The organism is Micromonospora sp. NPDC005305 (genome assembly GCF_040607315.1).
Lineage (GTDB): Bacteria > Actinomycetota > Actinomycetes > Mycobacteriales > Micromonosporaceae > Micromonospora.
On the sequence record NZ_JBEXGL010000004.1, the window covers coordinates 149821 to 175514 of the forward strand.

A 25694-nucleotide genomic window follows, 5' to 3' on the forward strand; every position below is an offset into this window, starting at 1 on the left:
GGCGTCAGCCGACCGGGGGTGCGGTCGGGGGCTTGGGGGCGGGGTGCTGCTCGGTGGTCTCGCCGGAGCGCTGCTCCCGGTCGCCGAACGACTGGCGGACCAGGCGGTTCGCCTCGTCCTGGTCGACGCCGGAGGCCACCAGCAGGTCGCTCGCCGTGGTCCGCACCTGGGCGATCACGACGCTGCCGGAGAAACCCACCCCCTCGGCGTACGCCCGGCCGGCCTCGCTGACCGCGCGCAGCGCCCGCTCCCGGGCCTTCTCCGGCTCCTCGCCGGCGGCGAACTCGTGCCGCAGGAGGCGCACGGACTCGGCCAGGTGGGCGATCGAGTCGGGCATCGGCTCCGGGACGGGCTCCTCGTCCTCGATCATGGTGACCGACCGGCGGATGAGTGTGCCGCTGTTCCGCATCGCCCGGTCGATCGGGTCCGCCGCCTCAGCGTAGTGGGTCAGTTCGTCCCGCCGGTGCCACCGGGCCGGCGAGATGGTGGCGGTCTCCTTCGCGCCCTCGATCGCCTCGGAGAGCGCGGCCAGCTCATCCTTGTTCTCCCGGAGCCGGAACAGCGCCTGCTGGGCCGTACCCCGGTCCCGGGTGCGCAGTGCCTCGGCGCAGATGTCGAGCTGCCCGGCGAGCAGGTCCAGCGCCGGCCGAGCCGCCCGGTTGATCACGCGGAGCGGGTTGAGTGGCAGCAGGATCGCGGTGACCAGCAGCGCGATGCCGCCGCCGATGAAGGCGTCGACGAAGCGGGGGATCTCCAGGTTCTGGGTGGACGGGCTGAGCGTCACGATCAGCACCGCCGTGGCCGCCGCCTGGATGACGATGGCCACGCTCGCCCCGGCGAAGACTGTCAGCAGGATCGCCGCGGTGACCACCAGGCCGAGCTGCCAGGCGCCGGTACCGAGGAAGTAGATCAGCAGATCGCCGACGAAGACCCCGACCGCCACCCCGATGATCAGCTCGACGGTCCGGCGGAACCGCTGGCCGACCGAGGCGGCCAGGGTGCCGACCGCCGAGATCGGCGCGAACACCGGCTGCGGATTGTTCAGCAGCACATGGGAGACCAGGTAGGCCAGACCGGCCGCGAGGCCCGCCTGGACCGCCAGGCCGGTCGCCGCGCGCACCCGGTGCAGCCGGTCGCGCAGCGTGGCCTTGCTGCGGTGCCGGAGCTGCTCCACGGCCTCGGAGATCTGCGCCCCGTCGACGTCGACCAGTCCCTCGCGCAACGCGGTACGCCGGAAGAACGGCGGTCGTCGGTCCCGGGCCACGGCCATGGCCGGTACTACCCGTCCCGCCTGCGCTGAATCCTCGGCACCGGGGTGGGGCAGACTGCACGGGGTGGACGAGCTGATCGATCGGTGGCGGAACGCGGCCCGGGCGGCGGGGGCGACCGATCCCGCCGCCGTCGAGCGGGGCGGGGCACGGCTGCTGGCCGGCTGGCGGGAGCCGCACCGGCACTACCACACGGTGAGCCACCTGCGGGCCGTGCTCGACGTGGTCGACACGTACGCCGGGTCGGCCCGCCGCCCGGACCTGGTCCGGCTGTCGGCGTGGTGCCACGACGCGGTCTACGACCCGCGGGCCGGCGGCGACGCCAACGAGCGGGCCAGCGCCGAGCTGGGTGGGGACCTCCTCGCCGCCGCCGGGCTGCCGGCGGACGCGGTGACCGGGGTACGCCGGCTGGTGCTGCTCACCGCCGGCCACGCGGTCGGGCCGGACGACCCGGACGGGGCCCTGCTCTGCGACGCCGACCTGGCGATCCTGGCCGCCGTGCCCGCCGACTACGACCGCTACGCCGCCGCGGTCCGCCGGGAGTACGCCCACGTCGCCGATCCGGACTTCCGCGCCGGCCGGGCCGCCGTGCTGACCGGCCTGCTGGCCCTCCCGGCGCTCTACCGGCTTCCCGAGCCGCGCACCCGCTGGGAGTCCCGGGCCCGTGCCAACCTCACCCGGGAACTCGCGACCCTGCGCTGATCCCGGCGCCCCGCGGCGTTGCCGGACCGCCGGGGGCGGGGACCGCGCGGGGCTTGGGGCGGCGCAGGTCGGCGGCGCGGAGCAGGCGCACGATCTCGCGGGACGGGACGAGTCGGGCGCCCAGCCAGACGGCCATCGGGACGCGGTCGGCCGGAAGGTCGTAGTGGTCCCGGTCGAAGCCGCGCCGGGGCAGGCCCAGCGCCTCGGCGAAGGCGTGCAGCTCGGCGTACGAGACATCGCTGACCAGGTGCGACCAGAGCCGCCCCCGCCAGGGCACCGCGGGCGGGTCCAGGTAGAGCATGGCGACCAACGGTACGCCCGGTTGGTCATCCCCGCCGGCACGACCTAGCCTTCCCGGCATGGCCGCCCATCCGCTCCTCGACGACCTGCGGACCGCTCTCGGTGACGCCGCCGTGCTGACCGACCCCGACCTGCTCGCGAACCACGCGCGGGACGAGGCCGACCTGTGCGAGGCGGGCATCCCCCTGGTGGTGGTCCGCCCGCGCGACACCGCGGGGGTGGTGGCGGTGGTCCGCGCGGCGGCCCGGCACGGCGTACCGGTGGTGCCGCAGGGGGCGCGCACCGGGCTGGCCGGCGCGGCGAACGCGGTGGACGGTGCGCTGGTGCTGAGCACCGTGGCGATGGACCGGATCCTGGAGGTCGACCCGGTCAGCCGGATCGCCGTGGTGCAGCCCGGCGTGGTCAACGCGACGCTGGCCGGGGCGGTCCGCGAGCACGGCCTCTGGTACCCGCCCGACCCCGGCTCCTGGGAGTCGTCCACCATCGGCGGCAACGTCGCCACCAACGCCGGTGGGATGTGCTGCGTGAAGTACGGCGTGACCACCGAGTACGTGCTCGGTCTGGAGGTGGTGCTCGCCTCCGGCGAGGTGCTGCGCACCGGCCGCCGCACCGCCAAGGGCGTCGCCGGCTACGACCTGACCCGGCTCTTCGTCGGCTCGGAGGGCACCCTCGGCGTGATCACCGAGGTGACCGTGGCCCTGCGCCCGGCTCCCGAGGAGTCGCTGACCCTGGTCGCGGTCTTCCCCACCACGGCGGCGGCCGGCACCGCCGTCGCCGGGATCGCCGCGCGCGGGCTCACCCCCAGCCTGCTGGAACTGCTGGACCGCACCCACCTGCGGGCCATCGAGGCGTACCGACCGATGGGCCTGCGGACCGACGCGCAGGCGCTGCTGCTGGCGGCCGTGGACACCGGCTCCCGGGCCGCCGACGACCTGGCCCGGCTCGCCGAGGTGTGCACGGCGGCCGGGGCCGACGAGGTCTACGCCGCCACCGACGCGGCCGAGGCGGCCGCCCTGCTCCAGGCGCGGCGGCTGGCCCACCCGGCCATGGAGAAGTTCGCCGCCGACGCCTTCCCCGGCGGCAACGGCGGCCTGGTCATCGACGACGTGGCGGTGCCGCGGGGCGCGCTGGCGGCACTGCTCGACGGGGTCGCCCGCATCGCCGAGGAGTGCGCCGTGCCGATCGGCGTGGTGGGGCACGCCGGGGACGGCAACATGCACCCGAACATCGTGGTCGACCGGGCCGACCCGGCCAGCCTGGCGCGCGGCCGGCGGGCCTTCGACGAGATCATGCGGCTCGGGCTGGAGCTGGGCGGCACCTGCACCGGCGAGCACGGCGTCGGCCTGCTCAAGCGGGACTGGCTGGCCCGCGAGATCGGCCCGGTCGGCGTCCGGGTGCACCAGGCGATCAGGACCGCGCTGGACCCGGCGGGGCTGTTCAACCCCGGCAAGGTGTGCTGACGCTCAGCCCTTGTCCTCGGCCGGGGTGGCCTGGGTGATCAGCAGCAGGACCTGGTAGGCCACCGGCGGCTTCGGCTCGCCCGGGCAGTCCTGGATGGTGATGGTCAGTCCCGGCGGGATGAGCAGGGTCGAGGTCAGGGCGTCGATGCAGCCCTGCTTGTAGTGCCGGGCCTCGTCGGTCTCCCGCGCCAGGGCCGGGTCGGCGAGCATGTCCTGCAACCGCTGCGTCTGCTCGGGGGTGAACGCACCGGTCGAGTCGACCCCGTCGCCCGCGCAGTCGCGGCACTGCCACCGCCCGGTCGGGTCCACCTCCAGGGTGCGCGGCGGCCCGCCCGACCCGACCTGCTGCACCAGCGAGACCCGCCGCCCGTCCGGCGTCGGCGGGGCGGCGCTCTCCTTGCCCGGTGTGGTGGCACCCTCGGCCCGACCGAACAGCGAGCAGCCGGACAGGGCGACCGCCAGCAGGACGCCGACGGACACAGCACGGACGTGCGACCAGGATGGGCGAACCACGCGGGGAAACCTACACTTCCGTAGGTAAGCCCGTAACCCTCCGGACCGACGTTACCCGCGGGTCACCGCGACGGCAGTTCGACGCTGTCGCCGTCGCTGCCCCGGTCCGCCGCGAAGCCCCGCACGTCCGGCGCGCCCAGCCGGGCCGCGTCGGCCGCCACGTCGTCCGCCATCAGCTGCGACTGCCGCTCGGCCTCCACCCGGGCCCGGTAGTGGGCCACCTCGCGGGCGCGGGTCACCTCGTCCCAACCCAGCACCGCACCCATCAGCTCGGCGGCGTGCTCCGCCGACTCTAGGCCGCGGTGGCTGGTCTCGATGGAGATCCGGGTACGCCGGGTCAGCACGTCCTCCAGGTGCAGCGCCCCCTCGGCGCGGGCCGCGTACGTCACCTCGGCGGCCAGGTATTCCGGTGCGCCGGCCAGCGGGGACCCGAGCAGCGGATCGGCGTCGACCAGAGCGAGCAGGTCGAGGGTGAGGGTGCCGTAGCGCTCCAGCAGGTGCTCGACCACCCCGACCGGCACCCCGTGCCGGCGGGCCAGGTCGGCCCGGTCCCGCCACATGGCCGCGTACCCGTCGGCGCCGAGGAGCGGCAGGTCGGCCGTGCGCGACGGGCGGGTCCACCCCAGCCGGTGCACCGCCCGGTCGACCACGTCGGAGGCCATCACCCGGTAGGTCGTGTACTTGCCGCCGGCCACCAGCAGCAGCCCGAGCATCGGCTCGATGACCGCGTGCTCCCGGGAGAGCTTCGAGGTGGAGTCCGCCTCGCCGGCCAGCAGGGGGCGCAGCCCGGCGTAGACGCCCTCGATGTCGGCGGTGGTGAGCGGGCGGTCCAGGACCGTGTTGACCCGCTCCAGCAGGTAGTCGATGTCCTTGGCCGTGGCCGCCGGGTGGGACCGGTCCAGCCGCCAGTCGGTGTCGGTGGTGCCGATGATCCAGTGGCCGCCCCACGGGATGACGAACAGCACGCTCGTGGCGGTGCGCAGGATCAGGCCGGCCTCGCCGGTGATCGCCGAGCGGGGCACCACCAGGTGCACGCCCTTGGAGGCCCGGACCCGGAAGCCGGGGCGCAGCCCGACGTCGTTGAGCATCCGGGACATGTCGTCGCTCCACACGCCGGTCGCGGCGATCACCGTGCGGGCATGTACCTCGAACTCGGCGTCCGGCGAGCCGGCCGGTGCCTCCAGGTCGCGGACCCGGACCCCGGTGACCTCCCGGGCCTGCCGGATCAGGCCGACCGCCCGGGCGCTGGTCACCACGGTCGCGCCGAGGCTCGCGGCGGTGCGCGCCAGCGTCACCACCAGGCGGGCGTCGTCGACCTGGCCGTCGTAGTAGCGGATCGCGCCGGCCAGCTTGTCGGGCCGCAGGCTCGGGAAGATCCGGTGGGCGCCCTCCCGGGTCAGGTGCCGGTGCAGCGGCATGCCGCGCCCGCCGCCGAACAGCCCGGCGAAGACGTCGTAGGCGGCCACGCCGGCCCCGTAGTAGGAGCGGCGGAAGAGCCGGCGGGGCAGGTCGCGCAACCCGCCCTCGGCGGGCAGCGGGACCAGGATCGGCACCGGGCGCACCAGGTGCGGGGCGAGCCGGGTGGCGAGCAGCCCGCGCTCGGTCAGCGCCTCGTGTACCAGGTGGAACTCCAGCTGTTCCAGGTAGCGCAGGCCGCCGTGGATCAGCTTGCTGGACCGGCTGGAGGTGCCGGCGGCGTGGTCGCGCGCCTCCACCAGGGCCACCTTCAGGCCGCGCGACGCGGCGTCGAGCGCGGCGCCCGCACCGGTCACGCCACCGCCGATGACCAGCACGTCGAACCGCTCGGCGCGGAGTCGGCGCAGGTCGTCGGCGCGGCGCTCGGCGGAGAGCTGACCGGCCGCGGATCGGGACACATTAGGGTCGCGCACCTGTCCACCGTAACCGGCGCCGCACTCCGGCGGCAGGCACCCGCCGCGCCGTACGGTGAGGGCCATGCAGCCGGGCCCACCCACCGCTCCCCTCCCTCCGTTCCCTCACCCTCGCCCCGGCACCGGGCCGTGGCCGGTGGTCGCCGCGGCGGTGACCGGCGTCTGGGCCGTGCTGGTCACGGTGCCCGGCCAGCTCGTCGGCTGGGTGGTCGACCAGTTGGTGCTGGTCTCCGGCCTGGACCGCTCGGTGGCCGTCTGGCCGGTGGTCGCGCTGGTCACCGTGCTGCTGGTGGGCGCGCCCACGCTGGCGCTCGCGCTGCTCCCCCGCTCTCCCGCGATCCGGGCGACCGGCCGCGCCTGGCTGGCCGGCACGCTCGTGCTCGGCGCGCTGACCCTGCTCCGCGCGCTGCCGCCGGTGCACCACGAGGCGTACCTGGCGGCACTGGCCGCGACCGCCGCGCTGGGCGCACTGGTCCTCGGGTGGCTGGCCCGCCGCAGGTCCACCCCGCCGGTGCCGGCCGGCACGCCGGCCGGTCCCGGTGGCCGGGGAGGGCGGTTCGGGCCGGTGACGCTGCTGGCGGCGGCCGCCGGGCTCGCCTCGCTGCTGCCCTGGGCGTGGGTGGGCGCGCTGGGCGGCACGCTGGAGACCCTGCTCGCCGGCCTGGCCGGCGCCGCGCTCGGCGCGCTCGCCGGCGTGCTCCTCGGCCCCGCGTTCTGGGCCGCGTTCGCGGTCGGCGCGCCGCCCCGGCCGGCCCGGCTGGTGCTGGTCGGCGGGCTGGTCGCCGGGGTGACCCTGGCGCTGCTGGGTGCCGGGGCCGGTCAGTCCGGCGCGCAACTGCCGGGCCTGCTCCTGCTGCCACCGCTCGGCTTCGTGCTGGGCGCGCTGGAGGCGGCGGCCCGGCACGCCGGCCGGCCGGCCGGGCGCCGGCCGGTGCGCTGGCTGGTCGGCCTCGCGCTGCTCGGCCCGCTGGCGTTCACCGACCCGGAGGAGGTCACGGTCCTGCTGGCGACCACCCGCGACGTCCCGTTCTGGGTCGCGGTCGCGACGGGCGTCGCGTTCGCCGTCGCGGTCCTGCTCGCCGTCGGGTACGGCGTGCTGCTGGCCCGGCCCCGCGCCCGCGCGCCCCGGCGCGGCCTGGCCGGGCTGGCGGCCGGCGCCGTGCTCGCCGCCCTCGTCGTGGTGTACGCCGTCCCCGGCCAGCCCGGCCTGCACGGCGAACGCCTGCTGGTGGTGCTCCGCGAGCAGGCCGACCTCACCGGCATCCCCGCCGGGGCGCCCGGTCGCGCCGGCCGGGACACCCGGGCGGCCGAGGTCTACCGGCGGTTGGTGGCCACGGCCGAACGCAGCCAGGGCGACCTGCGCCGCGAGCTGGACCGGCTGCGCCTGCATCCGACGCCGTACTACCTGGTCAACGCCATCGAGACGGACGGCGGGCCGGCGGTCCGGGCCTGGCTCGCCGGCCGGCCGGAGGTGGCCCGGGTGCTGGTCAGCCAGCGGTTGCGCCCGTTGCCGGCGGCGGCACCCCCGACCCGGGGCGACGTGCCGGCGCCGACCGGCCCGACCTGGAACGTCTCGCTGGTCGGCGCGGACCGGGTCTGGTCGGAGCTGGGCGTGACCGGCGCGGGCGTGGTGGTGGGCAGTTCGGACTCCGGGGTGGACGGCCGGCACCCGGCCCTGGCCGCCGGCTTCCGGGGCGGCGACGACTCCTGGTACGACCCCTGGGAGCACCGCCCGACGCCGGCCGACCGGGGCGGCCACGGCACGCACACGGTGGGCAGCGCGGTGGGCCGGAACGGGATCGGGGTGGCCCCGGGCGCGAGCTGGGTCGGCTGCGTCAACCTCGACCGCAACCTGGGCAGCCCGGCGCGCTACCTGGACTGCCTGCAGTTCATGCTGGCCCCGTTCCCGCCCGGCGGGAATCCGCTCACCGACGGGCGGCCGCACCGGGCCCCGGACGTGCTGACCAACTCGTGGGGCTGCCCGCCGGTCGAGGGCTGCGACCCGGGGGCGCTGCGCCCGGCGACCGCCGCGCTGGCCGCGGCCGGCATCCTGGTGGTGGCAGCCGCCGGCAACACCGGCCCGCACTGCGGCTCGATCGCCGACCCGCCGGCGCCGTACCCGGACGTGCTCACGGTCGGTGCGGTCGACCGGGCCCGCCGGCTCACCGAGTTCTCCAGCCGGGGGCCGGCGGCCGGGGGCGCCGCCAAGCCGGACCTGGTCGCGCCGGGCGCCGGGGTGCCGTCGGCGTACCCCGGGGGCGGTTACGCCACTCTGGACGGCACCTCGATGGCGACCCCGCAGGTGGCCGGCGTGGTGGCGCTCATGTGGTCGGCCAACCCGGCGCTGATCGGCGACCTGGACCGCACGCGGCGCATCCTCACCGAGACGGCCACGCCGGCCGGGGCGCCCGCCGGCGCGCCCTGCGGCGGCGCCCGGAATCTGGGCGGCGCGGGTCTGGTCGACGCGTACGCGGCGGTCCGCGCCGCGCGGGGTGCGGGCCTCGGTTAACAACCCTGTCCATTGACCGGCGGATGACCTAGGGTCCCGTCCATGGACGTGGAGATCATCGAGCTGGGTCCGGACCGCCTGGCCGAGGTCGTCGACCTCTGCCGCCGCGCCCTGGATCTGCCGGAGGACGCCGCCGAGGCGCCGGCCATCGTGGCCACCCTCGCCGACCGCGCGGCGGCCGACCGGCCGGTGCTGCGGCTCGGCGCGGTCCGCGGCGGCACGCTGGTCGGGGTGCTGGTCGGCTCGCTGTCCGCGCGCGATCCGCGGCTCGGTCACGTGGACCTCGTGGCGGTGGCCCCGGAGGAGCGCCGCCAGGGGCTCGGCGGGTCGCTGCTGGCGGAGGCGGAGGCCCGGCTCGCCGGGCTCGGCGCGGCCGAGCTGCTGCTGGCCGGGAACCCACCGCACTACGCCTGGCCCGGCATCGACGTGCGCTACACCCCGGCGGTCTGCGCCGCGCTGCGGCTGGGCTACCGCCAGGACCGGACAGCCTGGAACATGACCGCCGACCTCGGCGAGGGCTCGACGGCGCTGCGTTCCACCGAGGCCGCCGAGCAGCGGCTGGCCGGGCGGGGCGTGACGGTACGCCGGGCCGAACCGGCTGACCTGCCGGTGCTGGCCGAGTTCGCCCGCACCACCTTCGGTGGCACCTGGGACGGTGAGCTGGCCGGCTCGGTCGGCCGGCCGGACGCGGGCGCGCACCTGGCCGAGCGGGACGGCGAGGTCCTCGGCTTCGCCGCGTACGGGTCGTCGCGGCCGAGCTGGTTCGGGCCGATGGGGACCGCGCCGGCGGTCGAGGGCTCGGGGATCGGCGGGGTGCTGCTCCGGCGCTGCCTGCGCGACCAGGCGGCGGCCGGGTTCGGGGCGGCGCAGATCGGCTGGGTGGGCCCGGTGCCGTTCTACTCGGGGGCCGCGGGCGCGCGGATCGAGCGGGTGTTCTTCCTGTACCGGAAGGCACTGAACGGACAGAAGTAATTAAAGTTACATAGACGGCAATAATGCCGTTCGGCCTCCTCTGCCATCGACCGGCCCCTACGGTCGGGGATTAGAGGAGGCGGGCATGACCACGGACGACGAACGGACCGACGACCAGCCGGCGAGCTGGCGACCGGTCGGCGAGCTTCCCGGCCAGCTGCCGTTCGACCGGCTCGACTTCGGCGACGCCGAACAGCTCGCAGAAATGACCGGCGCGGACGGGCCCTCGGCCGACGAACCACTGCAACCGGTGGACGAACCGATCCGGCTCACACCGCCCTACGACCGGGCGCACAAGCGACGCAACCAACGCCGACTGCCGACCTGAGACATACGGAAAAAGGGGGCGGACCGCTGACGCGGCCCGCCCCCTTTCGGCGTGCTGGGTGAAGCTGGACTCAGAAGTCCATCTCCCCGCCACCCGGGCCAGCCGGGGCGGCCGGGGTCTTCTCCGGCTTGTCCGCCACGACGGCCTCGGTGGTGAGGAACAGCGCGGCGATCGAGGCGGCGTTCTGCAGCGCGGAACGCGTCACCTTGGCCGGGTCGATGATGCCCGCGGCCAGCAGGTCCACGTACTCGCCGGTCGCGGCGTTGAGGCCGTGACCCGGGTCGAGGTTGCGGACGCGCTCGACGACGACGCCACCCTCCAGGCCGGCGTTGACGGCGATCTGCCGCAGCGGGGCGTCCAGCGCGATCTTGACGATCTGCGCGCCGGTCGCCTCGTCGCCGGCCAGGTCCAGCTTGTCGAAGGCGGTCTTGCCGGCCTGCACCAGCGCGACGCCACCACCCGGGACGATGCCCTCCTCGACGGCGGCCTTCGCGTTGCGGACGGCGTCCTCGATGCGGTGCTTGCGCTCCTTCAGCTCGACCTCGGTGGCCGCGCCGACCTTGATCACCGCAACACCGCCGGCCAGCTTGGCCAGGCGCTCCTGCAGCTTCTCGCGGTCGTAGTCGGAGTCGCTCTTCTCGATCTCGGCCCGGATCTGGTTGACCCGGCCCTGGATCTGGTCGGCGTCGCCGGCGCCGTCGACGATGGTGGTCTCGTCCTTGGTCACCACGACCTTGCGGGCGCGGCCCAGCATGTCGAGGCTGACGGCGTCGAGCTTGAGGCCGACCTCCTCGCTGATGACCTGACCACCGGTGAGGATGGCGATGTCGGCCAGCATGGCCTTGCGGCGGTCACCGAAGCCCGGCGCCTTGACGGCGACCGACTTGAAGGTGCCGCGGACCTTGTTGACCACCAGGGTCGCCAGGGCCTCGCCCTCGATGTCCTCGGAGATGATCAGCAGCGGCTTGCCCGACTGCATGACCTTCTCGAGGATCGGGAGCAGGTCCTTCACCGACGAGATCTTGCTGTTGACGATCAGGAGGTACGGGTCGTCGAAGACGGCCTCCATACGCTCCGGGTCGGTCATGAAGTAGGCGGAGATGTAGCCCTTGTCGAAGCGCATGCCCTCGGTGAGCTCGAGCTCGAGGCCGAAGGTGTTGCTCTCCTCGACGGTGATGACGCCTTCCTTGCCCACCTTGTCCATCGCCTCGGCGATGATCTCACCGACGCTGGGGTCAGCGGCGGAGATGGAGGCGGTGGAGGCGATCTGCTCCTTGGTCTCGACGTCCTTGGCGAGCTTCAGCAGCTCCTCCGAGACGTTGGCCACAGCGGCCTCGATGCCCCGCTTCAGGGCCATCGGGTTGGCACCGGCGGCCACGTTGCGCAGGCCCTCACGGACCAGGGCCTGGGCCAGGACGGTCGCCGTCGTCGTGCCGTCACCGGCCACGTCGTCGGTCTTCTTCGCGACCTCCTTGACCAGCTCGGCGCCGATCTTCTCGTAGGGGTCCTCGAGCTCGATCTCCTTGGCGATGCTCACACCATCGTTGGTGATGGTGGGGGCACCCCACTTCTTCTCGAGCACGACGTTGCGGCCCTTGGGGCCGAGGGTCACCTTCACGGCGTCGGCGAGCTGGTTCATGCCCCGCTCGAGGCCGCGGCGCGCCTCTTCGTCGAACGCGATCATCTTGGCCATACGGCGTTGTCCTCCTGGACACTCACGGGCCACCCGAGGGTTCCCCGGATGGGCCGTCTGGTGTACGCACCTTGGGACGTCGCCACCTGGCGACGACGACGTCTCCTCGGTCGGGCCGGACAGCCCGCGACGACCGGCCCCGTGCCGCTCCGGCGCCATCTCGGCACCGGATCGGCCGTGGCCCTACCGCCCCGACCATTGGCACTCACCGTACGCGAGTGCCAATGACTTGTTTAGCACTCTCCCTAGCCGAGTGCAAGCACGCTGCCCCCGCTCAGCCGAGTTCCGCGGCCAGCCGGGCGGCGTTCACCGGGGCTTCGTGGGCCCGCTGTTCGGCGTAGGTGGCGACCAGCCCGACGAGCTGCGCCAGGTAGGCCGGTGTCGCCAGCACCGCGCCCACCACGGCCAGCGTCACCGCGCCCGCGGCGGTGCCCGGCGCGCCCATCGGGTCGACCCCGAAGACGAGCTGGTTTACCAGCCCGAGCACACCGTCCAGCACGGCGGCGGCGACCAGCACGCAGATGACCAGCGCCACCCGGCCCAGCACCATGCCGAACCGCTGGTGGAACATCCGCCAGGCCCGGCCGATCGGCTCCTGCCGCTCGAACAGGTAGATCGGGCCGAACAGGGCGAACGCGAACGCCGCGTAGAGGCCGGGCAGCAGGCAGAAGCAGGCGCCGACCGTGATCAGCAGCGAGGCCACGATGGTCCAGCCCCAGAGGCCGAGGGCGCGCCGCACCCCGTAGCGGAGCGCCGCGCCGACCCCGACCGGCTCCCCGGCCGCCTGGCGGGCGACCACCCAGGTGCCGGCGGCCCAGCCGGCGCTCTGCAGCGGGCCGAAGATCAGGGCGGCGAGGAGCACCGCACCGTAGAAGGCGAACACGTGCTCGAAGTAGCCGCTGGGCAGCACCGGCGTGCCGTCCGCGCCGGTGACCGGCTGCTCCGTCGGGGCGAGGGCGAGGGAGATGACCGCGATCACCGTGGCCGGGACGGTCTGGGTGAGCAGCATGATCGGCAGGAGCTGCCGCCAGCCGCGCCGCAGCGCGCCCCCGCACCGGCTGAACCAGCCGCCGACGCCCGCGTGCGGCGGGGTGACCAGCGGATCCTGCGGGTCGAGGCCCGGGTGCCAGCCGTACGGCTGGCCGGGCAGCGGGTAGCCGGGGTAGGCCGCGCCGGGCAGCGGAGCGCCACCGGCCGGCCCGGCCCAGACCTGCGGCGGCCCGGCGGGGTACGCCGGGTAGGGGCCCCAGGGCTGCCCAGCCGGGTACGGATCCCAGGGCTGCCCGGCCGGGTACGGGTCCCAGGGCTGGGTGCCGGCGCCGGGCTGGCCGGGTGCGGTGAACCCACCAGGACCGACCTGCGAGCCGGCCGGGGCGGACGGGCCGGGTTGGGCCGGCACCGGAGGGTCGGCCGGAGCAGCAGGACGAACGGGGTCGGTCGGGGTGGGGGACCCGGGCGCGGTGGGGTCGACCGCATGCCCCGACGCCGGGGCCGGCGCGGCGGCCGGCGGCGTGGACCGGGTCGGGTCGACCGGGGCACCGGGCGACGCCGGGGGCACCGGCTCGGCGGAACCCGACGGGGGCAGGTCGGACATGAACCCTCCTCAGCAGCGGCGGCTGGAACGGCTCATGATCTTCCACGGCGCGGGCCTGCGCCGCAGCCCCCTCGTCGGGGTGGGTCGGCCGCCGATCGGGCGGCGGCCACGGTAGATCAGGCGATGACGCGGACCCGCTCGGCCTGCGGACCCTTCTGGCCCTGGGCGATCTCGAACTCGACCCGCTGGCCGTCGTCCAACGCCTTGTAGCCGTCCATCTCGATCGCGGAGAAGTGGACGAAGACGTCCTGCCCGCCGTCGACGGCGATGAAGCCGTAGCCCTTTTCGGAGTTGAACCACTTCACGGTGCCCTGTGCCACGGTGCACTTCCTCACTCTGCGCGGCGTTCCACGACCCCGGAAACCGGCGGACCGGCACCGGCGAGCCACCGGTTCGGCGATCGGCGACGGCCGCTGAATCGGGTGACCGAAATCGCACGCTACACGAGGCGTGACGACCGCGCACGACCACAAATCGGGCATATTCCGGGCGTGGTCCGGGCCCGGCCAGGCGCGCCTGACGGCCCTTCCGGTATGCATGCGACATGACCAGCGCGCCCACCACGACCACCACCGTCCGCCGGGTCCACCCGGCCGACGCGGCCCGGATGCGGGCGCTCCGGCTGGAGATGCTGGCCGACTCCCCGCTGGCGTTCCTGGAGACCGTGGCCGAGGCCGCCGCCCGGCCGCACGCCGAGTACGCGGCCCGGATCGCCGCCGTCTCGCACGGGGAGCACAACGCCCAGTTCGTGGCCGACCCGGGCGGTCGGCTGGTCGGCCACGCCGGCGGCACGGTCGCCCCGGACGAGCCGGGGGTGACCGTCATCTACGCCGTCTACATCACGCCGGCCTGGCGGGGCAGCGGGCTGCTCGGCGCGCTGGTGGACGAGGTGGCCGCCTGGTCCCGGGCGTGCGGCCGGCCCGAGCTGATGCTGGAGGTGGTGGTCGGCAACGACCGGGCCTGCCGGGCGTACGAGAGGCTGGGCTTCGTGGACACCGGCGTGCGCGTCCCACACCCGCGCATCCCCACGCTCCACGAACTCCAGATGCGCCGTCCCGCCTGAAGCCGGATGTTAGGAAGGGCCCCTTGCTCTACCGGAGGCGTTAACAGGGGGCCCTTCCTTGCGAGACGTCAGACGTGGCGGCGGCTCTGGACGATGCGGAAGCGGTTCGCCACGTACGCGCCGTCCGTCAGCGCCGAGTTCGCCGCCGGGTTCGCCCCCGAGCCGTGGAAGTCGGAGAACGCCGCCGACTGGTTGACGAACACCCCGCCGGTCAGGTTGCAGGACAGGTGCACGCCGGCGTCGATGGCCGCCGCCTCGGCCGCGTCCAGCACCGCCTCGTCGGTCGAGTAGACGCCGGCGGTCAGGGCGCCCTTCTCGCCGACGGTCGAGCGGAGGATCTCCAGGCTGTGCGCGGTCGAGTCGGTCGCGATGGCGAACGAGATCGGGCCGAACCACTCCCGGGAGTAGGTCGGCGTGTCGGCCGCCTCGAGCTTCACGACGGTGGGCGTCCGCACCACGGCGTCGGGGAACGACGGGTGCGCCACGGTCCGCGACTCCAGCACCGGCTCGCCGACCTTGGTGACCTCCTCCAGCCGCTCCAGCACGCCGTCGTTGACGATCGCGCCGGTCAGCTCGACGCCCCGGGCCGGGTCGGCGGTGAGCTTGGCGACCGCGCCGGCGATGCCGGCGGCCACCTCGTCGAAGCTCTTGTGCCCCTGGTCGGTCTCGATGCCGCCGCGGGGGATCAGCAGGTTCTGCGAGGTGGTGCACATCTGGCCGCTGTACAGGGTCAGCGTGAAGCCCAGGTTGCGGCACAGCCCGGCGAAGTCGTCGGTGGAGTCGATCACCACCGTGTTGAGGCCGGCCTTCTCGGTGTAGACGGCGGCCTGCCGGGCGTTGGCCTCCAGCCAGTCGCCGTACTCGGTGGAGCCGGTGAAGTCGACGATCTTGACGGCCGGGTGCAGGGCCAGCGTCGAGGCGAGCTTCTCGCCGGCCGCCTCGGGGGCGAGCTGCACGAGGTTGGGGTCGAAGCCGGCCTCGGCGAGCACCTGCCGGGCGTACTTCACGGTGATGGCGAGCGGCAGCACGGCGCGCGGGTGCGGCTTGGCGACCACCGGGTTGCCGGTGGCCAGCGAGGCGAACAAGCCCGGGTACGAGTTCCAGGTCGGGAAGGTGTTGCAGCCGATCACCAGCGCCACGCCGCGGGGCACCACGTGGAACGTCTTGCTCATCCGCAGCGGGTCGCCCTTGCCGGCGGCCTTCTCCCAGCCGGCCGTGCCCGGGTGCCGGGTCATCTCGGCGTACGCGTAGGCGATCGACTCCAGCGCCCGGTCGAGCGCGTGCGCGCCGCCGGCCTGGAAGGCCATCACGAAGGCCTGGCCGCTGGTGAACTGCACCGCGTTGGCCAGCTCGAAGATGTTCTTGTGCAGCCGGTCGAGGATCTCCAGGCAGACGCCCACCCGGGCCTGCGGGCCGGCGTCGCGCCAGGCCGGCAGGGCGGCGGTGGCGGCGGTCACCAGCTGGTCGGCGGTGGCGTGCGGGTAGCGCACGTCGAGCGCCAGCCCGAACGGGCTGACCTCGGTGGCGACGGTGCCGCCGTCGCCGGGCTGGTCGAGCGGGAAGTCGCCGCCCAGGTACGCCTCGAAGGCGGCCTTGCCGTCGGCGGCGGCGGTCTCGCCGTACACCCGCGGGCTGGGCGACTCGGGATAGGCGGACCAGTACCCGCGCTCCGTGATCGCGGTCAGCGCCCGGTCGAGGGTCTCGGCGTGCCTGTCGTACAGGGGGTGCGGGGTCTCCGTCATGCCCGCCATCATGCAACAGCTTGCCACCAGATCAGTAGTGGCGTGTCACAAGTCAGATCGTCAGCTGCCAGTCGGTCGAGCCGGCCGCCGGCCGGTAGCCGAGTTGCTCGTTGATCGCGATCATGTGCGTGTTCGCCGCCGCGTTGTACGTGTCGATCACGCGCAGCTCCGGCTCGTGCGCCAGGGCGTGGCCGAGATTCTCGATCTTGGTGAGCAGGCCGAGCCGGTGGCCGCGGTGGTCCGGGTCGACGATGGTGATCTGCTGCCAGGCGTGCCACGTGGTGTTGGCGGCCAGGCTGACCATGCTCCAGGCGACCAGCCGGCCGGACGCCTCGTGCACCACCCCGACGCTGTACCGGCGGACCCCGCGCGCGTCGAGCGCCCGCTCGGTGCCCCGGATCCGCTCGGCGTCGACCTGCTCCGGCTCCCATTCGAGGTCGCCGAGCGGCGCGTCGACCAGCAACCGGCCCTCCAGGTAGGCGACGTCGGCGACGTACTCCTCCGGGGCGTGGTTCACCCAGCGGACGCCGCGGTAGCCCGCGGACGCCTCCCGGGCCTCGGCCAGCAGGGCGGCCAGCCGGGGTCGATCGAGCGCCGTGACGTCCAGCCGGCGGCGGACGTCGGTGAGCGCCGGCTTCGCGCCGACGGCCGCGGCGAAGGCCGCCCCGGGCAGCTCCCGGCCCTCCTCGCCGGGCAGGGCCGTGACGGTCGAGCCGACCAGCCGCCTGCCACCGTGCTCGCGCACCAGCCGGAGGCCGTGCTCGTGCAGGGCGCGCCCCACCCCGCGCCGCCGGTACGCCGGATCCACCACCAGCTCGACGCTGGCGTTCTCGGTGTTGTCGAGCGTGTGCAGGTACAGGCGGAGCCACCCGGCGGGCACCCCGTCGACGCGGGCCACCCACCAGCGGGTGTCGACGCCGGGCATCGGGTGCCGCAGCGGTGCCTCGAACCGTCGCCGGCACAGCGGCGGGAGGTCCGGCTCGTCGACGGCCTGGGCCGCGACCGCCGTCCGGTGGACCGCGTCGAGGGTCGTCGGGTCGGCGGGATCGAGGGGGGAGACGGAGATGCCCATGCCCGTGAGCGTGGCCCCCGCACAGCGAAGGGGCCAGCGGTTTTCCGCTGGCCCCTTCGGACGTTGGTCGGGAGGGACGTCCGCACAACGCCTCCGGCGTTGGGTCGCAAGAACTTGAAAAGTCTCCGGCGGATGCCCTCCCGCACGGAGCATCTTGCGCCGTCCAATTCCTGCCGTCAAGTCCTTGTCGGCGCGTTTTCCACACTCACAGCGAAAAGCCAGTTACCCAACGGATCACCCCAATCCCCCGCTCGGGCGATCCGCCCATCCCCCACCCGGATGAGTCCGGGGCGAGGTCAGGACAGGAGTCCGGCGTCCCGGGCGGCGCGGAGGCTGGGCCGGATGCGGTGGGTGGGCCCGACCTCGGCGGCGACCGCGTCGATGGTCTTGAGGCCCTCGCCGGTGTTGAAGACGACGGTCTCCTTCGTCGGGTCGAGCCGGCCGGACTCGACCAGCTTGCGCAGCACTGCCACGGTGACGCCCCCGGCCGTCTCGGCGAAGACGCCGGTGGTGCGGGCGAGCAGGCGGATGGCGGCGCGGATCTCGTCGTCGTCGGCGTACTCCATCCAGCCGCCGGTGCGGCGCACCGCCTCCAGGGCGTAGAGGCCGGCGGCCGGGTCGCCGATGTTCAACGACTTGGCGATGCCGGTCGGCTTGACTGGGACGATGGTGTCGCTGTCGGCGTGCAGCGCCGTGGCGATGGGGTTGCAGCCGGCCGACTGCGCGCCGAACACCGCCCAGCCGCCGGCCGGCGCCTCGACCAGCCCGATTTCGACCAGCTCCTGGAACGCCTTGTCGATCTTCGTGAGCAGCTCGCCGCTGGCCATCGGGATCACCACCTGGGCCGGGATCCGCCAGCCGAGCTGCTCGGCCACCTCGTAGCCGAGGGTCTTCGAGCCCTCCGCGTAGTAGGGCCGCACGTTCACGTTGACGAACGCGGTGTCCTCGAACTCGTCGGTCTCCACCAGCTCGCCGCAGAGCCGGTTCACGTCGTCGTACGAGCCGTCGATGGCGACCAGGTCGCCGCCGTAGACGGCGGTGGTCACCACCTTGCCCTGCTCCAGGTCGCTGGGGATGAAGACCACCGAGGGCACCCCGGCCCGGGCCGCGTGGGCGGCCACCGAGTTGGCCAGGTTGCCGGTCGAGGCGCAGGCGTAGCGGGTGAAGCCGAGCGCCCGGGCCGCGGTCAGCGCCACCGAGACGACCCGGTCCTTGAACGAGTGGGTCGGGTTGCCGCTGTCGTCCTTGACCCAGAGCGGTGCGGTCACGCCCAGCTCGGCGGCGAGGTGCGGGGCGGCGACCAGCGGGGTCAGCCCCGGGTCGAGGGTGACCCGGGAGGCCGGGTCCTGGCCGGCGGGGAGCAGGGCGGCGTACCGCCAGAGGTTCTTCGGGCCGGCCTCGATCTGCGCGCGGGTCACGGCGGCCAGGGCGGTCGCGTCGTAGTCGACCTCCAGCGGGCCGAAGCACTCGTAACAGGCGTGCTGGGCGGCCAGCGGGTAGCGCGCGGAACAGGCGCGGCAGACCAGGGCGCGGGCCGGGCTGAGGCTGGTGTCGATGCCGGAGGCGGCGGGGATCGTCGACGTCATGTCGAGGGTTTCCTCTCATCTTTCCCCGCATCGCCGGGTGCGGCGGGGACGGAATTGGCACCTGCCCGCGGTCGCTCGTCGTCGAGCGCGCGGGTGGTTGCCGGGGCGTCATCGGGCCGTATCCCTCAGCCCCTCTGGATGAGGTATGCAGTTGTGCCGCCGAGTCTATGCGTGCGCCGGGGCGCTGCCGAGCCGGGTTCCCACGGTGTGAGCCGCGGCCCGGGTCAGCGCGCGACGACCGCGACCGGCTCGATCACCGCGGCGTGGTCGGTCACGGCGACCGCCGCCGGGGTGGCGGGCGCCTTCCGGGTACGGGTGGCCAGGTTCGCGGCCACCAGGGCGCCGATGGTCAGCGCGGCGCCGACCAGCTCCACGGCTCCCGGCCGGTAGCCGCGCAGGATCTGCACCGCGAACGTGGTCACCGGGACCAGGTTCATGAACAGCGCCGCGTCGGCCACGCCGAGCCGGCGTACCCCGGTGTTCCAGGCGAGCACCGCGAGGACGGCGGCGACCACCACGGCGTACGCCAGTTGCGGGGCGACCGCGACGAGGTCGGCGGCGGCCGGCACGTGCTGGAGGCCGGTGAGGTCGGCGACGGCGCTGACGGCGAGCATGGCGAGCAGGCCGGCCACGGAGGTCAGCGTGGTGTAGCGCAGCGGCGACCACCCGGTGAACCGGCTCGCGCCGTGCGTGTAGAAGGCCCAGCCGAGCACCGCGCCGATCATGAGCAGCCCGCCCACGCCGAACTGGTGCAGCCCGTCGAGCCGGCCCCGCGTGATCACCAGGCCGACACCGAGCAGGGCGACCAGGGAGAGGCCGAGCAACGCCGGCCGGGGGCGTACGCCGTCGCGCGCCCAGCGGACGAGCTGGGTGACGAGCGGGGTGGCGGAGGCGAAGAGGGCGATCTGCTGCGGGGTGGCGTGGCCGAGGGCCAGGTTGGTCAGCACGTTGAAGCCGGCGAACCCGAGCACCCCGAGCAGCACCACCTCCGTGGCCCGCCGCTGGGTCCGCAGGGCGGCCCACCCCTCGCGGGTCAACAGCAGGGCGAGCAGCACGGCGGTGGCGAGCAGGTACCGGGCGGTGGTCAGGTTGAGCGCGTCCACCCGGGTGAGCGCGCTGGCCAGCACGGGGAACATGACGCCCCAGCTCACCACGGCGAAGAGCGGGAAGGCGGCGGAACGGGAACGCATCGCGGCTCCAATGTTCGAGTATCGTCGAACCAACGAAGCCGACTCTAGGAGGTTAGTTCGACGGATGTCGAACATGGGTTACGCTGGTCACATGGAGCTGCACGAACCCGAGCTGCGCGAGGTGCCGGTCACCAACGTGCTGGCCGCCCTGGCCGACGACGTCCGGCTGCAGATCGTGCGCGCGCTGGCCGAGGGCGGCGAGTACGCGTGCGGCACCTTCGAGTTCGGCGTCTCCAAGGCGACCCGCAGCCACCACCTGAAGGTGCTGCGCGAGGCCGGGCTCACCCGGACCCGGGTCGCCGGCACCAGCCGCTACGTGCGGCTCCGCCGCGAGGAGCTGGAGCGCCTCTACCCGGGTCTGCTCGACGCGGTCCTCGCCGCACCCGCCCGCGCCTGACCCCTCCACAGCTTCCGCGCCTGACATGATCGTCGGGTGAAGACGGCGGCGGCACGAATCGGAGCCCTCGCGGGGGTGGCGCTGCTCACCGCCTGCGCTCCGGCGGCAGCGCCGCAGCGGGTGCCCGCAGCCGCCCCACCCACCGCGGCCGCCAGCACGTCACCGCGCCCGCCGGCCTGCTCGCCCGAGGGAATCCGCATCACCGAACTCGGGGTGAGCGCCGCCATGGGCCTGCGGGCCATGGGCCTGGAGCTGGTCAACTGCGGCAACCGCCCGTACGTGCTGCACGGCTATCCCGCGCCGAGCCTCCGGGACGCCGACCGGGACCCGCTGGCGGTGCAGGTCATCCCCGGCGCACGCCCGATCACGTCCGGCTTCGATCAGCCGCCCACCCGGATCGTCCTGCGCCCCGGCGAGCGGGCCGCCGCCGCGCTGCTCTGGCGCAACCTGGTCACCGACGCCACGGTGGTCGCGAGCAACGGCGCCTACCTCGACGTCGCCCCGCTGCCGGGCCGGCCCGCGTACCCGGTCGAGCTGGACGGGCCGGTCGACCTCGGCAACACCGGCCGGCTCGGCGTGAGCGCCTGGAAGCGCTACAACGGCGCCACCTCAACGCAACCCCCCGCCCCGAGCGGCCCGCCCTCGACCGCACCCACCCCCGACAGCCGCCTCTGAGGGTCGTCCGCCATCAGATCTTGGTAGGAAACGGCCCCGGGGAGGGCCACTTCCTACCAAAATCTCGGACGGATCCGGTCAGGCGGGGACCGAGGGGCGCGTCGTCGGGGTGGTGACCGCTGCGCGGCGGCGGGAGAGTAGGGCGTCCAGGGCCCAGGTGCCCGGGCCGAGCACGGCCACGAGCAGGAACGACCAGCAGAAGAGCGCCGCCAGCTCGCCGCCGTTGTGCAGCGGCAGCGGGTGGTCCGGCTGGTGCACCACGAAGTACGCGTACGCCATCGAGCCGGAGGCGAGCAGCGCGGCGGGCCGGGTGAGCAGGCCGACGAGCACCAGCGCGCCGCAGACGAGCTGGATCAGCGCCGCCCACCAGCCTGGCCACTCGGCGAAGGGGATCGCCTGCCGGGTCATCGGGTTGCCGCCGAGGATGCCGAAGAGCGAGGCCGCGCCGTGGCAGAGGAAGAGCACGCCGGTGACCATGCGGAAGAGGGACAGGACGGGGCCGTTCAGCCGTGCAGGAACCATCGTGACCTCCTGAAACGTGACGGACGTAGTCCCAGGATGGCCGACGACTTTATCGAACTTGATAAATTCTTTGTTAACGGGACGGCCGCATGGGAACGCTCCCAAGATGTGAGCCGCTCAGCTTGTTACGTCCTTCCGGGTGAACCGCCAGAAGGCCAGACCCCAGAACAGGGTGGCGTAGGCGATCGCCGAGATGGCGCCGCGCACCACGTCGTCGGTCTGCACGGGAGTGGACAGCAGCCCGAGCCAGGCACTGCTGTAGTGGGTGGGCAGGAACGCCCGCAGCCCACCCAGCGCGGTGATCTGGTCCAGGATGCTGGACAGGATCCAGAGCAGCACCGCACCGCCGACCGCCCCGAGCGCGGCGTCCGTGGTCACCGAGAGCAGGAACGCCAGGCCGGCCACCACCAGCAGGATCACGGCCAGGTAGCCGAGCACGGCGAGGAGGCGGACCAGGCCCTCGCCCGGGGCCAGCTCGGCGGCGACCTGGCTGCGCAGCGGGGACCAGCCGTAGCGGAGGGTGCCGGCCAGCAGGGCGGTGCCGGCGAGCAGCACCAGCGCCAGCGCCGAGTACACGAGCGCGACCACCAGCTTCACCGTGAGCAGCCGGGCCCGGGGCACCGGGACGGCCAGCAGGTAGCGCAGGCTGCCCCAGCTCGCCTCGCTGGCCACCGTGTCACCGCAGAACAGCGCCACCACCACGACCAGCAGGAAGGACGACGACACGAAGATCGAGAAGAGGGTGAAGTTCAACCCGCCGGAGGTGGCCAGGTCGACCAGGCTGGCGAACTCGCCCCGGCCGTTGTCGTCGTCACCGCCCGAGTCGAACTGGAACGCGATCAGGATGATCAGCGGCAGCAGCACCATGAACCCCAGCGCCAGCTGGGTGCGCCGCCGCGACGCCTGCCGGCGGAACTCCGCCCGGAAGGGCAGGGTGGCCGACGGCCGGTAACCGACGGCTGCCCCCACCGGCCCCACAGAGGACGAATGCGCCATCACCGGTCCCCGCTTCCCCGAGAGTTCTCGCCGACCAGGGCGAGGAACGCGTCCTCCAGGCGCCGCCGGGGCACCACCCGGTCCACCCCGATGCCGGCGCGGACCAGCTCGGCCACCACCTCGCTGCGGGCGGTGCCGTTGGTGTCCACCACCAGCCCGCCGTCGCCGTCGGGCAGCACCCGTACGCCGGCCAGCCGGTCGAGCACACCACGCGCCGCGTCCGGGTCGCTCACGTCGAACAGCACGCTGGGCGACTCGCCGACGATCTCCTCGACCGGGCCGGACGCCACGATCCGTCCCTTGTTCACCACCACCGCGTGGGTGCAGGTCTGCTCCACCTCGGCGAGCAGGTGGCTGGAGACCAGCACCGCCCGGCCGTCGGTGGCGTAGCGCTGGAGCACCCGGCGCATCTCGGCGATCTGCGGCGGGTCGAGCCCGTCCGTCGGCTCGTCGAGCACCAGCAGTTCGGGCAGGCCCAGCATGGCCTGCGCGATGGCCAGCCGCTGGCGCATGCCGTGGCTGTAGTTCTTCGTCCGCCGGTGCACCGAGTCGCCCAGCCCGGCGATCTCCAGCGCCTCGTCGAAGTGCGCGTCCGCCCACGGCCGGCCGGTCGCCCGCCAGTACGCCCGCAGGTTCTCCAGCCCGGACAGGTGCGGCAGGAAGCCGGGCCCCTCGACCAGCGCGCCGATCCGGGAGAGCACCGGCGAGCCGGGCACCAGCCGGTGCCCGAAGACGTAGATCTCGCCGGCGGTGGGCTGGGTCAGCCCCATGAGCACCCGCAGCGTGGTGGTCTTGCCGGCGCCGTTCGGCCCGAGCAGGCCGACCACCTGGCCGGGGCGCACCTCGAAGTCCACGTCGGAGACGGCGACGAAGCCGTCCGCGTACTCCTTGCGCAGGTTGCGGACGGCGAGCGGGACGCCCGCGTACGCCGGGTGGATCGAGCTGTCCTGCCGGCGGTGCCGGCGGCGGGCGACCAGGACGACCACGACGAGCCCCACCGCGATGGCGGCGAGCAGGCCGGCCAGCACCCAGCGCCAGACCGTGGCGGTGGTGGGGATGGGCGTGGCGTCGACCGTGGGCAGCACCAGCGGGCCGTCACCGAGCGCCACGGTGTGCACGGCCGGCTCGGCCGGGGTGGCGTACGCCTGGTCGGAGGTGGCCACCACGACCCGCAGCCGGTGGCCGGCCTCGATCCGGCGGACGATCGCCGGCAGGGTGACCGGGACCGGCCGGGCCTCCTCGACGGTCCGGGGCAGGCCGGTCAGCCGGACCGGCGCGACCAGGCCGTCCGGCAGGGTGGCGCCGCCCTGCGGGTCGACGTCGTAGAGCTTGACGAAGAGCACCGCCTCGCCGGTCGCGGAGGCGGCCCGGATCCGCACGGTGGGCGCGCCGACCACGTCGACCGGGTCGGCGAGCGGCTCCGACTCGAACCGGGCGTGTTGGCCGGGGATGTCGCCGGCCACCCCGTCGAGCAGCGAGCCGAGCGCCCCGGCGAACGGCACCGACGAGATCGCCGCCGGGTTGCCGTTGGGCGGGTTGGCGACGGCCTGGGCGGGCCCGGCCAGCGTCACCTCGCGGCGGCCCTGCCCGGTCACGCCCGGATAGTCGGCGGTGCGGAAGCCGGTGGCCACCAGGCCCCGGTCGAGCGCGTCGAACCCCGCGATCCGGGAGAAGGTGAAGCTGTCGCCGGGCGCCGCGCCGTCGCCCTTGACGTAGTGGTCGAGCCACTGCGCGGTCAGGAACTTCACCCGGTCCGAGTCGGACGTGGGGCCGGCGCCGCCGTCGTGGCCGCCGGTGAACCAGGCGACCCGCACCGGGGTGCCGGCGGCGGCGATGCCCCGGGCGTTGGCGTCGGCCTCGGTGAGCGGGAAGAGGGTGTCGGCCTCGCCCTGCACCAGCAGGGTGGGCGCCGTGATCCGGTCGAGCACCCCGGCCGGGGAGGAGCGGCGCAGCAGGTCGACCGCCGGCCCGTCGGCCCGCCCCGTGGTGGCGATCCGCAGGTACGCGGCGCAGACGTCGGCGGCGAACCGGCCGCAGGACGGGTCGGCGGCGCCGGCCGGGGCGCGACCGGGGCCGGTGCCCGGACCGGCGCCGGGCTGCGGGCTGGGCGCGCCGGCCGATGCCGGGGCGCCCTCCGGCTGGGCCGCCGCGGTGCCGGAGAGCCCGGCCGGGCCGGAGTCGGCGTTGCCGCCGCCGCCGAAGAAGATGCCGGCCCAGCCCTTCTTGAACACGCCCTCGGTGGGCCCCTTGCCGGTGCTCTCCGGCAGGAAGGCGCGAGACAGGTCGTTCCAGGTGATCATCGGGACGATCGCGTCGACCCGGCGGTCCTGCGCGGCCAGCAGCAGGGCCAGGCCGCCGCCGTACGAGCCGCCGACCACGCCGACCCGCGGGTCGCCGGCCGCGTCGAGGCGGATGTCCGGGCGGGCGGCGAGCCGGTCCAGCAGGCGCTCGGCGTCCCGCACCTCGTAATCGGGGCTGTCCAGGTGGATCTCGCCGCCGCTGCGGCCGAAGCCGCGGGCGGTCCAGGTGAGCACCGCGTACCCCCGGGCGGCCAGGTCCTCCGCGTCGGAGCGGACCGACTCCTTGGTGCCGCCGAAGCCGTGCGCCAGCAGCACGGCCGGGACGCGGTGCCGGGCCGAGGCGTCGTCGGGCAGGTAGAGCGTGGTGTCGAGGTCGACCGGCTGGTCGCCGGCCGGTCCGGAACGGACGGTCACCAGGGCCGACTCGGTGCGGAAGCCGGTGCGGTCCGGGCGGGCCGCCCAGACCAGGGCGGCGGCGACCAGGACGACCACCACCACCGCGGCGACGAGCCGGCGGGGGCGGCCGGCCAGGGCGCGCCGGATCCGCGCGACGGGCAGCGGTGATCTCATGCGGCACACGGTACGGGCCGCTGGCTGAGCATTCCCTGAGATCCGCCGTACGTCCGTCCGGTTGCACCGTTCGTTGTCCGGGTTCCGTCGACCGCGGAAGGTCCAGAGCGTCCCAGCGGGATGAATTCTGATTCCGTGAATTCACATCTACGCTCGCAAATGCCGCCGATGCCGCCTTCCTCCCGCCCATATCGGACGCTCCGTAGGTGCAAGGTCAACCGGACGTGACGCGACCCGAAGTGACGTGAAGCCGACTCGCGGACTCCGCTGCCACCTGCGCCCGGTTCGATTACTTTTCCGGTCCGGTGCATGGGACTGCGTATGGCGACCTCCCGGCTCCGGACCGTCCCCCG

The 25694-nt window shown here is 74.4% G+C and carries 22 protein-coding genes and 1 riboswitch; of the genes, 8 read left to right on the top strand and 14 right to left on the bottom strand.

What is annotated here, in order from left to right:
• Positions 1-4: 4 nt before the first annotated feature.
• Complete coding sequence (locus tag ABZS80_RS08950) at positions 5-1264, bottom strand: FUSC family protein (RefSeq protein ID WP_355055196.1); 1260 nt, start codon at positions 1262-1264, stop codon at positions 5-7.
• 70 nt (positions 1265-1334) lie between these two features.
• Here ABZS80_RS08950 and ABZS80_RS08955 point away from each other — a divergent pair, with 70 nt between their 5' ends.
• A complete protein-coding gene (locus ABZS80_RS08955; RefSeq protein WP_355055197.1) occupies positions 1335-1970 on the top strand; it encodes a metal-dependent phosphohydrolase in 636 nt (211 codons plus the stop codon).
• Here the strand turns inward: ABZS80_RS08955 and ABZS80_RS08960 are convergent.
• Positions 1942-2271, bottom strand: coding sequence for a DUF4031 domain-containing protein (locus ABZS80_RS08960; protein ID WP_355055198.1), 330 nt, complete (start codon positions 2269-2271; stop codon positions 1942-1944). The genes ABZS80_RS08955 and ABZS80_RS08960 overlap by 29 nt on opposite strands.
• 58 nt (positions 2272-2329) lie before the next feature.
• Here ABZS80_RS08960 and ABZS80_RS08965 point away from each other — a divergent pair, with 58 nt between their 5' ends.
• Positions 2330-3730, top strand: coding sequence for an FAD-linked oxidase C-terminal domain-containing protein (locus ABZS80_RS08965; RefSeq protein ID WP_355055199.1), 1401 nt, complete (start codon positions 2330-2332; stop codon positions 3728-3730).
• 3 nt (positions 3731-3733) lie between these two features.
• Here the strand turns inward: ABZS80_RS08965 and ABZS80_RS08970 are convergent, their stop codons facing one another.
• Positions 3734-4243: a hypothetical protein gene (locus tag ABZS80_RS08970; protein ID WP_355055200.1), complete on the bottom strand. Its 510-nt coding sequence runs from the start codon at positions 4241-4243 to the stop codon at positions 3734-3736.
• A 62-nt stretch (positions 4244-4305) separates the two neighbouring features.
• Positions 4306-6132, bottom strand: a complete 1827-nt coding sequence (locus ABZS80_RS08975; RefSeq protein WP_355055201.1) for a glycerol-3-phosphate dehydrogenase/oxidase — start codon at positions 6130-6132, stop codon at positions 4306-4308.
• Between the two features lie 64 nt (positions 6133-6196).
• Here ABZS80_RS08975 and ABZS80_RS08980 point away from each other — a divergent pair, with 64 nt between their 5' ends.
• From ABZS80_RS08980 to ABZS80_RS08990, 3 genes are all read left to right on the top strand, one after another.
• The gene (locus ABZS80_RS08980; RefSeq protein WP_355055202.1) at positions 6197-8641 is read left to right on the top strand and encodes a S8 family serine peptidase; all 2445 of its coding nucleotides are present in this window, start codon (positions 6197-6199) and stop codon (positions 8639-8641) included.
• Between the two features lie 42 nt (positions 8642-8683).
• The gene (locus tag ABZS80_RS08985) at positions 8684-9613 is read left to right on the top strand and encodes a GNAT family N-acetyltransferase (protein WP_355055203.1); all 930 of its coding nucleotides are present in this window, start codon (positions 8684-8686) and stop codon (positions 9611-9613) included.
• An 85-nt stretch (positions 9614-9698) separates the two neighbouring features.
• Positions 9699-9941 carry a hypothetical protein gene (locus ABZS80_RS08990; RefSeq protein ID WP_355055204.1) on the top strand — a complete coding sequence of 81 codons (243 nt, stop codon included), beginning with the start codon at positions 9699-9701 and terminating at the stop codon, positions 9939-9941.
• Between the two features lie 70 nt (positions 9942-10011).
• On the opposite strand, the gene groL is transcribed toward ABZS80_RS08990, so the two are convergent.
• The 3 genes from groL to ABZS80_RS09005 form a co-directional block, all read right to left on the bottom strand.
• Positions 10012-11634: a chaperonin GroEL gene (gene groL / locus ABZS80_RS08995; RefSeq protein ID WP_091317388.1), complete on the bottom strand. Its 1623-nt coding sequence runs from the start codon at positions 11632-11634 to the stop codon at positions 10012-10014.
• Positions 11635-11908: 274 nt separating this feature from the next.
• Positions 11909-13228: a hypothetical protein gene (locus ABZS80_RS09000; RefSeq protein WP_355055205.1), complete on the bottom strand. Its 1320-nt coding sequence runs from the start codon at positions 13226-13228 to the stop codon at positions 11909-11911.
• 116 nt (positions 13229-13344) lie between these two features.
• On the bottom strand, positions 13345-13548 hold the full coding sequence (locus ABZS80_RS09005) for a cold-shock protein (protein ID WP_067305333.1): 204 nt from the start codon (positions 13546-13548) through the stop codon (positions 13345-13347).
• A gap of 224 nt (positions 13549-13772) precedes the next feature.
• On the opposite strand from ABZS80_RS09005, the gene ABZS80_RS09010 reads away from it, so the two are divergent.
• Entirely contained in the window at positions 13773-14291 is a 519-nt protein-coding gene (locus ABZS80_RS09010; RefSeq protein ID WP_355055206.1) for a GNAT family N-acetyltransferase, read from the top strand.
• A gap of 68 nt (positions 14292-14359) precedes the next feature.
• On the opposite strand, the gene paaN is transcribed toward ABZS80_RS09010, so the two are convergent.
• The 4 genes from paaN to ABZS80_RS09030 form a co-directional block, all read right to left on the bottom strand.
• Positions 14360-16033: a phenylacetic acid degradation protein PaaN gene (gene paaN / locus ABZS80_RS09015; protein WP_355055207.1), complete on the bottom strand. Its 1674-nt coding sequence runs from the start codon at positions 16031-16033 to the stop codon at positions 14360-14362.
• 52 nt (positions 16034-16085) lie between these two features.
• Entirely contained in the window at positions 16086-17105 is a 1020-nt protein-coding gene (locus ABZS80_RS09020) for a GNAT family N-acetyltransferase (protein ID WP_355055208.1), read from the bottom strand.
• Between the two features lie 296 nt (positions 17106-17401).
• Positions 17402-18691 (bottom strand): threonine synthase, encoded by a 1290-nt coding sequence (gene thrC / locus ABZS80_RS09025; protein ID WP_151465780.1) that lies wholly within the window; start codon positions 18689-18691, stop codon positions 17402-17404.
• 12 nt (positions 18692-18703) lie between these two features.
• Positions 18704-18836: riboswitch (SAM riboswitch) on the bottom strand.
• 79 nt (positions 18837-18915) lie between these two features.
• Positions 18916-19881, bottom strand: a complete 966-nt coding sequence (locus tag ABZS80_RS09030) for a DMT family transporter (protein WP_355055209.1) — start codon at positions 19879-19881, stop codon at positions 18916-18918.
• Positions 19882-19972: 91 nt separating this feature from the next.
• Here ABZS80_RS09030 and ABZS80_RS09035 point away from each other — a divergent pair, with 91 nt between their 5' ends.
• Positions 19973-20278: a metalloregulator ArsR/SmtB family transcription factor gene (locus tag ABZS80_RS09035; protein WP_355055210.1), complete on the top strand. Its 306-nt coding sequence runs from the start codon at positions 19973-19975 to the stop codon at positions 20276-20278.
• A gap of 36 nt (positions 20279-20314) precedes the next feature.
• Positions 20315-20953 (top strand): DUF4232 domain-containing protein, encoded by a 639-nt coding sequence (locus ABZS80_RS09040; protein WP_355055211.1) that lies wholly within the window; start codon positions 20315-20317, stop codon positions 20951-20953.
• Between the two features lie 78 nt (positions 20954-21031).
• On the opposite strand, the gene ABZS80_RS09045 is transcribed toward ABZS80_RS09040, so the two are convergent.
• The 3 genes from ABZS80_RS09045 to ABZS80_RS09055 all read right to left on the bottom strand — a co-directional run bounded on the left by ABZS80_RS09045 (position 21032) and on the right by ABZS80_RS09055 (position 25341).
• Positions 21032-21475 (bottom strand): DoxX family protein, encoded by a 444-nt coding sequence (locus ABZS80_RS09045; RefSeq protein WP_355055212.1) that lies wholly within the window; start codon positions 21473-21475, stop codon positions 21032-21034.
• A gap of 117 nt (positions 21476-21592) precedes the next feature.
• A complete protein-coding gene (locus ABZS80_RS09050) occupies positions 21593-22471 on the bottom strand; it encodes an ABC transporter permease subunit (RefSeq protein ID WP_355055213.1) in 879 nt (292 codons plus the stop codon).
• Positions 22471-25341, bottom strand: a complete 2871-nt coding sequence (locus ABZS80_RS09055) for an alpha/beta fold hydrolase (RefSeq protein ID WP_355055214.1) — start codon at positions 25339-25341, stop codon at positions 22471-22473. The genes ABZS80_RS09050 and ABZS80_RS09055 overlap by 1 nt, the downstream gene beginning before the upstream one ends.
• Positions 25342-25694 lie beyond the last annotated feature (353 nt).